At 70.1% G+C, this 12,483-nt stretch carries 10 protein-coding genes and 1 pseudogene; 8 read left to right on the top strand and 3 right to left on the bottom strand.

Features of this window, described 5'->3' with window-relative positions; translation table 11 throughout:
* Positions 1-22: 22 nt before the first annotated feature.
* On the top strand, positions 23-514 hold the full coding sequence (locus tag VM306_RS00860) for an adenine phosphoribosyltransferase (RefSeq protein WP_325510246.1): 492 nt from the start codon (positions 23-25) through the stop codon (positions 512-514).
* A gap of 102 nt (positions 515-616) precedes the next feature.
* Here VM306_RS00860 and VM306_RS00855 read toward each other — a convergent pair whose 3' ends face one another.
* Positions 617-892 carry a hypothetical protein gene (locus VM306_RS00855; RefSeq protein ID WP_325510245.1) on the bottom strand — a complete coding sequence of 92 codons (276 nt, stop codon included), beginning with the start codon at positions 890-892 and terminating at the stop codon, positions 617-619.
* Positions 893-1,073: 181 nt separating this feature from the next.
* On the opposite strand from VM306_RS00855, the gene VM306_RS00850 reads away from it, so the two are divergent.
* The 4 genes and pseudogenes from VM306_RS00850 (at position 1,074) to VM306_RS00835 (ending at position 5,035) form a co-directional block, all read left to right on the top strand.
* Positions 1,074-2,294 carry an HNH endonuclease signature motif containing protein gene (locus VM306_RS00850; protein ID WP_325510244.1) on the top strand — a complete coding sequence of 407 codons (1,221 nt, stop codon included), beginning with the start codon at positions 1,074-1,076 and terminating at the stop codon, positions 2,292-2,294.
* Positions 2,197-2,508, top strand: a pseudogene (locus VM306_RS00845) (helix-turn-helix domain-containing protein); the annotation flags it as partial. The gene VM306_RS00850 and the pseudogene VM306_RS00845, both read left to right, overlap by 98 nt.
* A gap of 11 nt (positions 2,509-2,519) precedes the next feature.
* Entirely contained in the window at positions 2,520-2,627 is a 108-nt protein-coding gene (locus VM306_RS00840; RefSeq protein ID WP_325510243.1) for a DUF397 domain-containing protein, read from the top strand.
* Positions 2,628-2,749: 122 nt separating this feature from the next.
* On the top strand, positions 2,750-5,035 hold the full coding sequence (locus VM306_RS00835; RefSeq protein WP_325510242.1) for a bifunctional (p)ppGpp synthetase/guanosine-3',5'-bis(diphosphate) 3'-pyrophosphohydrolase: 2,286 nt from the start codon (positions 2,750-2,752) through the stop codon (positions 5,033-5,035).
* A 98-nt stretch (positions 5,036-5,133) separates the two neighbouring features.
* On the opposite strand, the gene VM306_RS00830 is transcribed toward VM306_RS00835, so the two are convergent.
* Positions 5,134-8,343, bottom strand: coding sequence for a glycoside hydrolase family 3 C-terminal domain-containing protein (locus tag VM306_RS00830; RefSeq protein ID WP_325510241.1), 3,210 nt, complete (start codon positions 8,341-8,343; stop codon positions 5,134-5,136).
* Between the two features lie 178 nt (positions 8,344-8,521).
* Between VM306_RS00830 and VM306_RS00825 the strand changes: the two genes are divergently transcribed.
* Together VM306_RS00825 and VM306_RS00820 are read left to right on the top strand one after the other, a co-directional pair.
* On the top strand, positions 8,522-9,799 hold the full coding sequence (locus VM306_RS00825; protein WP_325510240.1) for an RICIN domain-containing protein: 1,278 nt from the start codon (positions 8,522-8,524) through the stop codon (positions 9,797-9,799).
* Between the two features lie 30 nt (positions 9,800-9,829).
* Positions 9,830-10,741, top strand: coding sequence for a DUF6891 domain-containing protein (locus tag VM306_RS00820; protein WP_325510239.1), 912 nt, complete (start codon positions 9,830-9,832; stop codon positions 10,739-10,741).
* 56 nt (positions 10,742-10,797) lie between these two features.
* Here the strand turns inward: VM306_RS00820 and VM306_RS00815 are convergent, their stop codons facing one another.
* Positions 10,798-11,598, bottom strand: a complete 801-nt coding sequence (locus tag VM306_RS00815) for a peptidylprolyl isomerase (RefSeq protein WP_325510238.1) — start codon at positions 11,596-11,598, stop codon at positions 10,798-10,800.
* A gap of 168 nt (positions 11,599-11,766) precedes the next feature.
* On the opposite strand from VM306_RS00815, the gene VM306_RS00810 reads away from it, so the two are divergent.
* Positions 11,767-12,480: an MBL fold metallo-hydrolase gene (locus VM306_RS00810; RefSeq protein ID WP_325510237.1), complete on the top strand. Its 714-nt coding sequence runs from the start codon at positions 11,767-11,769 to the stop codon at positions 12,478-12,480.
* The last annotated feature ends 3 nt before the right edge of the window (positions 12,481-12,483 follow it).

Below are 12,483 nucleotides of genomic sequence, written 5' to 3'. Positions count from 1 at the left end.
ATTGGATCGTGCTCTGGGACTGATGCGTGAGGTCCCCGACTTCCCCCAGCCGGGGGTCGTCTTCCGGGACCTCACGCCCGTCCTCGCCGACCCGGACGCCCTGCGCGCCGTGGTCGACGCCCTGCAGGACAAGATCGACGACAGCACCCAGGTGATCGCCGCCATCGAGTCGCGCGGCTTCCTCCTGGGCGCCGCTCTCGGCTACGGCTGGCGCTACGGCGTCGTGCCGCTGCGCAAGCCGGGCAAGCTGCCGGTGGTGGCCGACTCCCAGTCGTACGACCTGGAGTACGGCACCGCGTCGCTGGAACTGCCCGCGGAGGCCATCCAGCCCGGCCAGCGCGTGGTCGTGGTCGACGACGTGCTCGCCACCGGCGGCACGGCCGAGGCCGCGTGCGCGCTCGTCGAGCGCGCGGGCGGCGTGGTGACCGGGGTGTCCGTGGTGCTGGAGATCGCCGCCCTGGGCGGACGGTCGCGGCTCGCGGGCCGGGAGGTCAGCGCACTGCTGGCGGTCTGAGCTTCTCGTTCGAAGGGACCGGCGACGTTCGTCGCCGGTCCCTTCCGCATGTCAGCCCGTGACCGGCACGACGAACCGGTGGGAGCGCATGGCCGGAGCCCCTCAGGCGCCGGGAGGCGGGGCGACGAAGGCCGCGCCGACGCTGACGAACACCAGCGTCACAAGGGACGCCGGGGCCGTGACGACCGCGATCTCCCACAGCTTCGGGGCCTTCGCGCGCCGCAGCACCAGCCAGCTCAGCGTCGTCGCGACCACCCAGCCGACGGACGAGCCGACGACCGACCTGGGATCGATGTAGCCGGGATCGTCGAGGGCGAGGTACGCCATCGTGCCGAGCCACACGAACGTCATCGCGGCACACCAGAACATCGTTCTCACGGCTCGTGAGTCTGTCAGTTGTCCGCGGTTCGCGATTCCACGGTCCCTATTTCTCGGGTGGATGCGCCGCCTATAGAGAGATGTGCACTAACGGAGCCTATGGGATCTGGCCACCCCATTCACCCGAAGGTGTGGTCTCTGACGTGCTTTTATGTCGTGATCTTGCGGTAGCGTCGAACGCGTGATCGAACAGGACTTCCGACTTCTCGCCACCGACGAACTGCTCAACGCGGTCGTCGAAGACGTGGTGGGAATTCGCGTTCTGGAAAACGCGATGATGCAGAAAATCGCGGAACTGGAACAGCGTGGCGCCGCGTCGGAGCTGGGCTACAGGAATGTGGCGCAGGTGCTGCGCCACGCCGTGCGGTGGGACCTGAAGACCGCGCGGCAGTGGGTCGCGCGTGCCGAGGTGCTGGCCCGCGGGGTCACGCCGACCGGCGCGGTGCTGGAGCCCGCGCTCCCGGCCACGGCCGCCGCGGTGGCGGCGGGGCTGCTGTCGGGCGAGCACGTCTCGGCGGTCGCCGAGGTGATGAAGGAGCTGCCGCCCGAGGCGGAGCAGCCCGTCGTCGAGTTCGCGCGGGACAACGAGCCGAGCGCGGTCCGCTCCTTCGGCAAGGAGCTCGCGTACCGGCTCCACCAGCACGACCCGGAGCCGCGCGAGACCGAGGAGCACCAGCCCGTCAACCGCCTGCGCCTGGCGTGGAAGGGCGACCAGCTCGAAATCTGGGCGAAGCTTGACAAGGTCAGCGGCGCCAAGTTCGAGGCGCTGATCGACCCGCTGGCCAAGCCCCGCCCGGCCACCCCGGAGGAGGGGCCTGACCCGCGCACCCGCGCCGAGCGCGAGGGCGACGCCTTCGCCGACCTCGTCGACCTGGTGCTGCGCGCCGACCGGCTGCCCGACCACGGCGGCGAACCGGTCACCCTGACCCTGACGATGAGCTACCGCGACCTGGCGGAGCAGACCGGCTTCGCCACGCTCGACAACCGCGAGCGCGTCCCCGCCACCCTGGTGCGCCGCCTCGCCTGCAACGCGGGAGTCGTCCCCGTGGTGCTGGGCAGCCGCTCCGAGTCGATGGACATCGGCCGCAAGACCCGCACCTTCCCCGCCGCGATCCGCCGCCTGCTGGTGGCCCGCGACCAGGGCTGCAGCTTCCCCGGCTGCGACCGGCCGCCGAAGCACTGCGACGCCCACCACATCAGGTTCTGGTCCCAGGGCGGCGAGACCTCCGTGCACAACGCGGCCCTGCTCTGCCGCCACCACCACACGTTGATCCACCGAAGCGAATGGGAGGTGAAGCTCCGCGATGGCACCCCGGCGTTCATCCCGCCGACCTGGCTGGACCCCACCCGCACCCCGAGAACCAACACCACGCACCAGGACCGCTACCGGCTCGCCGCTTAGCTCCCGTTGTCACGCCGTCGACCTGGTTCGTGGAGGAGGGCCAATGCCTACGGTCGGACGAATGACTGCGATCACCTCCACCGCCTACAGCCGGGACCTGGGCGACGAACTGCGGCGCCTGCGCGAGAAGCACAGCAGGCTGACCGGCGCCGCCTTCGCCGAACAGCTCGGCTGGGACCCGAGCAAGGTCTCCGACATCGAGAAGGGCAAGGCGCGTGCGTCGAGGTGTCGCTCGCTCAGGACGCCCTCGTGCGTGACTCGAAGGCGACTCGCGGTGACGTTCTCGTGTTCTCGGTGCACGCCTGGCGGGCGTTCGTGGTGAGCGTCGCCTGATCGGCACAGCGGAAGTTCAGCCGGCGTTCACCGTGTGAGCTGTGCCGCTCAGCGCGCTACCGGAAGTTTCCTCGCCGTGAACGCGTTATCCTCGGTACTCGCGAGACCCGAGGAGCGTGGGGTTGAGTCAAGACACCGAACCCGCTGCGACGGCTGTTCAACCGTCGGCTACCCGGCGTGTGCGCGCCCGCCTCGCGCGGCGCATCACCGCCCAACGTGCGGCCCCGGTGAAGCAGGTCCTCGAACCTCTCGCCGCCGTGCACCGTGACCTCCATCCCAAGGCCGATCTGGCGCTTCTGCAGCACGCGTACGACGTTGCCGAGGAGAAGCACCGCCCGCAGCGCCGCAAGTCCGGCGACCCGTACATCACCCACCCGCTCGCCGTGGCGACGATCCTCGCCGAGCTGGGCATGGACACCACGACGCTGGTGGCCGCGCTGCTGCACGACACCGTGGAAGACACGGACTACTCGCTTCCCCAGCTCAAAGAGGACTTCGGTGAGGAAGTCGCCCGGCTGGTGGACGGCGTCACGAAGCTCGACAAGGTCAAGCTGGGGGCGGCGGCCGAGGCCGAGACCATCCGCAAGATGGTGATCGCGATGGCGAAGGACCCCCGCGTCCTCGTCATCAAGCTGGCCGACCGGCTGCACAACATGCGCACCATGCGGTTCCTGCCGCCCGAGAAGCAGGCCCGCAAGGCCCGCGAGACGCTCGAGGTGCTGGCGCCGCTGGCCCACCGGCTGGGCATGGCGACCGTCAAGTGGGAGCTCGAGGACCTCGCGTTCGCGATCCTGCAGCCCAAGAAGTACGACGAGATCGTCCGCCTGGTCGCGAAGCGCGCGCCGAGCCGCGACACGTACCTGAGGACCGTCGTCCAGGAGCTGACCGCCCAGCTGGAGGGCGCGCGGATCGTCGCGAAGGTCGAGGGGCGGCCGAAGCACTACTACTCGATCAACCAGAAGATGATCGTCCGCGGCCGGGACTTCGACGACATCCACGACCTCGTGGGTGTGCGGATCCTGGTCGACGAGGTGCGCGACTGCTACGCCGCGATGGGTGTCGTCCACGCCGCGTGGCAGCCGATGCCCGGACGGTTCAAGGACTACATCGCGCAGCCCCGGTTCGGCGTGTACCAGTCGCTGCACACGACCGTCATCGGTCCCGACGGCAAGCCCCTCGAGGTGCAGATCCGCACCTCCGAGATGCACCAGCGGGCCGAGTACGGCATCGCGGCGCACTGGCGCTACAAGGAGACCAAGGGCACGCACAACGGCAAGTCCGTCGAGATCGACGAGATGGCGTGGATGCGCCAGCTCCTCGACTGGCAGCGGGAAGCCGCGGACCCCGGTGAGTTCCTCGAGGGGCTGCGCTGGGACCTCGCCGCGCGCGAGATCTTCGTGTTCACGCCCAAGGGCGACGTGGAGACGTTGCCTACGGGCTCCACGCCGGTCGACTTCGCCTACTCCGTGCACACCGAGGTGGGTCACCGCTGCATCGGCGCCCGTGTGAACGGGCGTCTCGTCGCTCTGGAGCGCAAGCTCGAGAACGGTGAGGTCGTCGAGATCTTCACCTCCAAGGCGGAGGGTGCGGGTCCGTCGCGCGACTGGCTCAGCTTCGTCGCTTCCCCGCGCGCCAAGGCGAAGATCAAGCAGTGGTTCGCCAAGGAGCGCAAGGAAGAGGCGATCGAGCACGGCAAGGACTCGATCACCAAGGAGGTCCGGCGCGTCGGGCTGCCGATCCAGCGCCTGGTCAGCGTCGACTCGATGCAGGCCCTGGCGAAGGAACTGCACTACCCGGACATGAGCGCGCTGTACGCGGCGGTCGGCGAGGGGCACACCTCGGCCCGCCACGTCGTGCAACGGCTCGTCGCGCAGCTCGGCGGTGTCGACCACGCCGAGGAGGAGCTGGCCGACCGCGCCACCCCGTCCACGGTCACCCGGCGACGCCCCACCGGCGACGCGGGCGTGATCGTCAAGGACGCGGGCGACGTGTGGGTCAAGCTCGCCCGCTGCTGCACCCCGGTGCCGGGCGACGACATCCTGGGCTTCGTGACGCGCGGCGGCGGTGTGTCCGTGCACCGCACCGACTGCACGAACGCGGACGAGCTGCTGAAGTCGCCGGAACGCCTCCTCGACGTCGAGTGGGCGCCGTCGGCCTCCAGCGTCTTCCTGGTCGCGATCCAGGTGGAGGCGCTCGATCGGCACCGGTTGCTGTCGGACGTCACGAAGGTGCTGGCCGACGAGCGCGTGAACATCCTGTCGGCGTCGGTGACGACGTCGCGGGACCGCGTGGCCGTCAGCCGGTTCTCGTTCGAGATGGGCGACCCGAAGCACCTGGGTCACGTCCTCAAGGCAGTGCGGAGCGTGGAGGGCGTCTACGACGTCTACCGCGTGACGTCGGCCTCGTGACGTCTGCCTCGTGACTGGGCGCCGCTAGAAGCTTCACGGGGAAGGCACAGGAGCCTCCTACCGGAATCCGGTAGGAGGCTCCTGTGTGTGCGAGGGCGCTAGCGACGCGGGATGCGCCAGTTCTGCGCCGCGGAGCCGTTGCACCACCAGATCTGCAGCGGCGTGAGGTTGTCCGACCAGCCGTTGCGCACGTCCAGGCACTGCCCGGACTTCACGTTGACCAGCGAGCCGTTCTGCACCCGCCACTGCTGGGCCGGCGTGCCGTTGCAGTCCCACAGCTGCACCGCCGTGCCGGGGTCGGTCCAGCCGTTCTTCACGTCCATGCACCGGCCGAGCGCGCGCAACGACCCGTCCGCGTCGAGCTTCCAGTCCTGCGCGCCGGTGCCGTTGCAGTCGTAGATCCAGATCGCCGTGCCCGGCCACGTGTGCCCGCCGTCGACGTCGACGCACCGCCCGGCGATGCCCTGGAGCCGGTCAGCCGGGCGGGGCAACACCCACGCCTGGCCGGCGCTGCCGTTGCACGGGGACAGGAACAGCTGCCCGCCCGCCGTCAGGCAGCGATCGCCCGCCACCAGCGCGCCGTTGGGCTCCGCGGTCCAGCGCTGGCCGGAGCAGTCCGCCAGCACGGCCTGGTCGCCCTGCACGGCGAGGCACTTGCCCAGCGCGCGGATGGTCCCGTCCGGGGCCGCCGTCCAGCGCTGGGCGCCGGTGCCGTTGCAGCTCCACAGCCCGATCGGGGTGCCGTTGGCGGAGTTCGCGCTGGCCACGTCCATGCAGGCGCCGTAGTTGCTGGTCAGCTGGCCGGTGGCGCCGTTCGGGATCCGGAACGCCTGCTGCGCGGCGGTGCCGCTCAGCCGCATGTCCCGGGACGACGCGCCGACGGAGACCGTGAAGGTGCCGTTGGGAACGCGGAACGTGCGTTCGCCGGTGTCCCAGAGCGCGAACGCCCGCCGGTCGAGCGTCATCGCCACGCGGGTCGTGGCGCCGGGGTCCAGCGTCACCTTCGCGAAGTCGCGCAGCTGCCGCGGCGGCTCACCCGCCCCGCCCGGATACCCGACGTAGACCTGCGGGACGGCCGAGCCCCGCCGGGAGCCGGTGTTGCGCACCGTGAACGACACCGTCACCGCCCCGTCGGCCTGCGTGAGGCTCAGGCCGCTGTAGGTGAACGTCGTGTAGCCGAGGCCGTGCCCGAACGGGAACATCGGCGCCACGCCCGACGCGTCGTACCAGCGGTAGCCGACGAACAGCCCCTCCGAGTACTCGTAGCTGCCCGCCGCGCCGGGGTACTGCTCCGGCGACTGCATCGGGTCGGAGTCGAGGTTCACCGGGAACGTCATCGGCAGCCGCCCGGCCGGCTCCTCCGCACCCCACAGGAGGTCGACCAGGGCGTTGCCGTTCTGCTCGCCGGGGTACCAGGCCTCCATCAGCGTCGACACCGACGACAGCCACGGCATGGTCACCGGACCGCCCGTCTCGAGCACCACGACCGTGCGCGGGTTCGCCGCGGCGATGGCCTTGACCAGCTCGTTCTGGTTGCCGGGCAGGTCGATGTCGGTGCGGTCCGCGCCCTCGGTCGTGCGGTCGCCGACGATGACCACGGCGACCTCCGCCGCCCGCGCCGCCTCGGCCGCCGCCGCGATCTCGGGGTCGGCCGCGCCGGGCGCGTACCAGTCGAGCGAGAGGTTCGCGAAGCCCGCCGCCTCGCTGTAGTCGACCACGACCTGGTGCGGCACCCCCGCCTGCAGGTCCACGGACCCCCAGCGGGTCTCGGTGCCGTGGTCGCCCCAGTTGTCCACGACCTGGCGGCCGTCGATGTAGAGGCTGCTGCCGTCGTCGCTGGTCAGCGCGAACCGGTAGGTCCCGGTCACCGGCGCGGTCAGCGTGCCGACCCAGCGTGCCGACCAGTTGTCCGCGTTCACGCCCGGCGCGGGTGACCCGGTCAGCCAGTTGAAGTCGATCACGCTGTCCGACCTCGACACCGCCGGGGTGCCGGAGAGACCCCGGTTGTTGTAGAAGTCCGCCCGCAGGCCCGTCAGCACCCCGGCGGGCACGGGGAACGGTTCGATCCGCGCGCCCACGTGGTAGGTCAGGCCGTTGCCGAGCTTGGCGCGCAGGGCGTCCACCGGTTTCACGGTGTGCTCGGGATACGGCGTCACGCGGGAGCTCCCGTCGCCGCCGGTGTGCGCCACGTCGCCGTAGATGCCGGAGAGCGCGACCTTCGTGGTGGAACCGGGCAGCGGGAGGACACCGTTGTCGTTCTTCAGCAGCACGGTGCCCGCGGAGGCCTGCTTGCGGGCCGCCGCGGCGTGCTCGGCCGGGCTGAACGACGGCGCCGGCGACGAGTCGAGCGCGCCCGTGCGCAACAGCATCCGTAACACGCGCCGGGTGCGTTCGTCGAGCACGGACTTGGTGAGCTCACCCGACCCCACGGCACCGGGCAGCCCCGCGTAGAACGTGGAGCCGCCGAACTCCTGGTCGAGCCCCGCGAGCGCCGACTTCACGCCGGAGTGGGTGGCCGGGTAGTCCGAGCCGACCACGCCCGAGAAACCCCACTGGTCGTTGAGGATGTCGTTGAGCAGAGGGAAGTTCTCGCACGCGTACGAGCGGTTGACCAGGTTGTAGGCGCACATCGCCGACCACGAGCCGCCCTGCTTCACGGCCATCTCGAACGCGGGCAGGTAGATCTCGCGCAGCGTCCGGTCGTCCACGTTGGAGCTCGCCCAGGTGCGGGCGTTCTCCTGGTTGTTGACGGCGTAGTGCTTCACCTGCGCCGCCACGCCCTGGCCCTGCAGGCCCGCGACGAAGCTCGTGCTGAGCTGACCCGCCAGGTACGGGTCCTCGCCGTAGGTCTCGAAGTTGCGGCCCGCCTGGGGCACCCGCACGATGTTGACCATCGGCGCGTACAGCACGTGGTACCCGCGCGCCTTGGTCTCCTTGCCCATGAGCTCGCCCGCCTGGTGCGCGAGGTCGCGGTCGAACGACGCCGCCACCGCCACGGGGGCGGGGAAGGCGGTCGCGGGCTGCTGGTCCCGCACCCCGGCGGGACCGTCGGTGAGGCGCAGCGGGGGGATGCCGAGACGGGGCACGCCCGCCACGTACCCGACCTCGTGGTGACCGAGTGGGGCCGAGATGCCGCGCAGCAGGGTGACCTGCTCGTCGACGGTCATCTGCTGCAGCAGGCCGTTCACGCGTTGTTCCAGAGACGTCTGCGGCTGAGCCGCCGCGGTCGCCGTTGTCGTGGTCGCGGTTGCGGCGGACACCGCACCGGACAGCAGAACGGCGATGGCGGCGATCCTGAAAGAGCGCACGCTTCGCCTGAAGTAGACGGTCATCGTCCCGACTCCCCTCACGATCGGGGGAGAGTTGCGCGCGCTACTCGCCTATGTTGATCTCTGATGAATGTAATTGGCCGAATCGCGTAATGCCAGCACCCGTACGACTGACTTCTAGGGAGAAGGAGCGCTGGCCGAGACGGGGGATACGTCCATGGCACGAGTTTTGAACGTCGTCGCACACCACGACGACGACCTGCTGTTCCTCAGCCCGGACCTCATAAAGGACCTGCGCGACGGCAACACCGTCCGCACGGTGTTCCTCGTGGCGTCCGACTACCACACGTACCCGGCCTACATGCAGGCCCGGGAGCTGGGAGTGAGAGAGGCCTACGCCTCCGCGGCCGGCCTGACAGCTCTGACGTGGCGGTCCTTCGCGTACTCGGCGGGCACCCTGCCGGCGACGCTCTGGACGCTCGGCAGCCGCGTCTCGATCCTGGAGAACCGGCTGCCGGACACGTCCACGTCGCCGGAGAACCGCCTGTGGAACCTCTACGCGCGCAACGCGTCGCTCACCGGCCGGCCGCTCGACTTCGCCGCCGCGACGACGGCCGACCGCGGCACCATGGTCGCGTTCCTGCGCGCGGCGATCGCGGACTTCCAGCCGGACGTCATCAGGACCACCGACCCGACCGCCGATCTGCAACTGCAGAACACGCCCTCGCAGGGGCTCGAGATGCTCTACTTCCACCGCGACCACGTCGCCGCCGCGCGGCTGGTGCAGACCGCGATGCTGAACGTGTTCCCGGTCCCGCAGGTCGTCTACTACCGCGACTACACGATCCGGGACGAGGCAGGGAACCAGACCGCTGCGGACACGACGTTCAAGCGGGACACGTTCCGCACCTACGCGGTCCACGACGTCGACATCTGCCCGAACGGCGGGGTGAACTGCCCTCCGTCGGGAGGGTTCTACGACGGGCTGATGAACAAGCAGTACCTCGCGGACGCGACGTGGATGGGAGACCGCGCCATCCCGCTGTCCGAGGACGACCCCACCAAACCGTGGCCCGTGATCGGTCAGCACTTCAACGTCCGCAACCGCGGCACGAACCTCGAGCTGGCCGTGAACAACGCCTCGACCGCCGACCTGGAGCCCATCATCGGCTGGCCGCACAGCGGCAGCGCGAACCAGCGGTGGCGCTTCGAGGCCAACCCGCAGGGCTGGGAGCTCGTCGCGAGCCACTCCGGCAAGGCGTTCGACGTGCCGGACTCGAGCCAGAACGGCGGGGTGCAGCTGATCCAGTTCAGCCGCACCGGTGCGATCAACCAGACGGTGCGGCTGCGCGGAAGCACGGCGTCGGGCTGGCGGTTGCTGTTCGCCCACTCAGGACTCGCGGTCGCGGTGCAGGGCAGCGGGAACGGGGCTCCGATCGTGCAGCAGGCGTTCACCGGTGCGGCGAACCAGCTCTGGGATCTCGTTCCGGCCTAGCCCAGTGCGTTGGTGTGTCAGAGTTTGCGCGTGCTCGAGATCGTGGTGAAGACGGAGAACGGGGAACGGCACGTCCGCGTGTCGGCTGAGGAGCTCGACGGGCTGGTCCGGCGGATCGGTGGGGAGGGTGACCGGTTCCTGGTGCTGCAACGGGTCCCGGACCTGCCCGACGTCTTCGTCCAGACCTGGCACGAGGACGGTGGCGACTACGCGGTGGAGCACCGCGACGCCGGCGGGTACTTCGAGGCGGCGGCCGACGAGCCCGGGACCGTGGTCTCGGCGCTCGTCGGCTGGGCTCGTCAGGAGTCCGGGTGGGACAGTCGGCTGACCTGGTCGCCGCTGGACGCCGGTCCTCCGCGTGAGGTGCCGCCGCTCGACCTCGGCGACCACGAGGTCGAAGTGCTGGAGGACCGCGTCCGCGAGGTGCTGGCCGGGGGCTACGCGTCCCGTGCCCAGCTGGCCGAGGTCGCCGAGGAGCACCTGGTGACCGGGGACCGGCGGCCGGTGTCGCGCAAGCAGGCGCGGGCGCTGGCCGACCGGTTGTGGCTGGAGCGGGTCGCGGAGCAGGCGTCGTGGCAGGGCGAGACCGATCCCGAGCGCCTCACCCGCGCGTTCGCGGCGCTGGACGCCGCCGGGATCATCGCCCGCGAGAACTTCACCTGCTGCCGCACCTGCGGTCACGCCGAGATCGGCGACGAGGCCGGGCCCGGCACCCGCGGGTTCGTCTACTTCCACAGCCAGTGCACGGAGGCCGCCGTGGCCGGGCGCGGGCTGACGCTGCTCTACGGCGGCTTCGACGACTCGGAAGAGACGACCGCGGCCGTCGGCGCGGAGGTCGTGGCGGCTCTCGAAGCGGCAGGGCTGTCCGTGGTGTGGAACGGCGATCCCGGCCGGGCCATCACCGTGACGCCGCTGGACTGGCGCCGCCGCCTGATCGGCTAGGAACGCGGAAAGGGCCCCTGGGATCGCTCCCAAGGGCCCTTTCACACTGTGAAGAGTTAGTTCGCGACCAACGCCGACTTGATGTCGACCGGGGTCTTCGGCTTGCCGTCGCCCTGGCCGGGGGACTGCGAGATCGTGCCGGTCTTCGCGACCTCGTCGATCTTCTTCAGCGAGTCCTGGTCGATCGTGCCGAAGATCGTGTACTTCGCCTGCAGGTTCGAGCCGTCGCCGTAGACGACGAAGAACTGCGAGCCGTTGGTGTCGGGGCCCGAGTTCGCCATGGCGAGCACGCCGCGGCCGTAGGTGAGCTCCGGGTAGACCTCGTCCTTGAACGAGTAGCCGGGGCCGCCCATGCCGTTGCCGCCGGGGTCGCCGCACTGCAGGACCTGGATGCCCGTGACCACGAGGCGGTGGCACGTCGTGTTGTCGAAGTACTTCTGCTTCGCCAGGCTCACGAAGTTGTTCACGGTGCACGGCGCGAGCGAGCGGTCCAGGTTGAGCTTCAGGTCGCCGATCGAGGTGCCGAGCGTGACGCCGACGGTGCCGGTGGCGGGCTGCTCGCCGTTCGCGGGCGGCGTGTTCTCCTTCGCCGCCGGCTCCTGGCCCTTCGTGTACTCGCAGTTCACCTTCTCCGGCAACGCCTGCGGGCGCTTCGGGATCTGGTGCATCTCGCTGGGGATGTTCTCCGCCTTGTCGACCGCCTCCTGCTGAGGGGTCTCCGACGCGGCGGCGTCACCGTTGCCGAAGTCGTGAGTCGCGAGGAACCACACGCCACCTCCGACGAGGGCGACAACGACGACCGTCGAGACGACGGCGAGGATACGACGCTTCTTGGCCCGCTCATGGCGGTACACCATTTGACGCTCAAGCTTGCGCTTGGCTGCCGCGCGTCGCTGCTCGTTGGTCGGCACGTGCTCCCTCCCCAGGGACTCATGCGAATAGGGCGGTCGGCTCGGGAGTCTAGGGCCTGGGCATATGAGCTTTGTGTGGTGGCTAGGCTGTGGTTGAACAGGGAGGTCATTTTCGTGCTCGTGATCGGGTTCCCGACTGGCGCCCTCCAGGCGAACTGCTTCGTCCTGGCGGCCGGTGCCGGCGAGCCCTGCGTGATCGTCGACCCCGGTCAGGACGCGGTCGAGCCGATCGAGCAGGCGCTGCGCGAGCACCGCCTCGCGCCGGTCGCCGTGCTGCTCACCCACGGGCACTTCGACCACACGTTCTCCGTCACCCCCGTCTGCGACGGCAACGACGTCCCCGCGTACATCCACCCGGACGACGTGGAGATGCTGTCCGACCCGTTGAAGGGCATCAGCGCCGAGTCCGCCGCGTTCTTCGGGGGCAACCTGGAGATGCGGGAGCCGTCCGAGGTCCGGTCGCTGACCGACGGCCTCGAGCTGGACCTCGCCGGGCTGCGGATCACCGTCGACCACACGCCGGGCCATACCGGCGGGTCGGTGATGTTCCGCTCCGGCACGCAGGAAGGCGGTCGCCTGGTGATCTCGGGTGACACGCTCTTCGCCGGTTCCATCGGACGCACCGACCTGCCGGGCGGTGACCACCCGAGCATGCTGTCGTCCCTGCAGAACAAGGTCATGACCTTGCCCGACGACACGGTGGTGCTGCCTGGCCACGGCCCGACGACGACCATTGGCCGCGAGCGTGCGACGAACCCCTACCTGCTCCAGCTGCGGGACGCGGTTCAGCCGGACGACGCGCAGGCCGCCCCGCACCGAGGACTTTGAGAG

The sequence above is a fragment of the Lentzea sp. genome (assembly GCF_035525475.1).
GTDB lineage: Bacteria > Actinomycetota > Actinomycetes > Mycobacteriales > Pseudonocardiaceae > Lentzea.
This window is presented reverse-complemented; position numbering and strand designations above follow the sequence as displayed.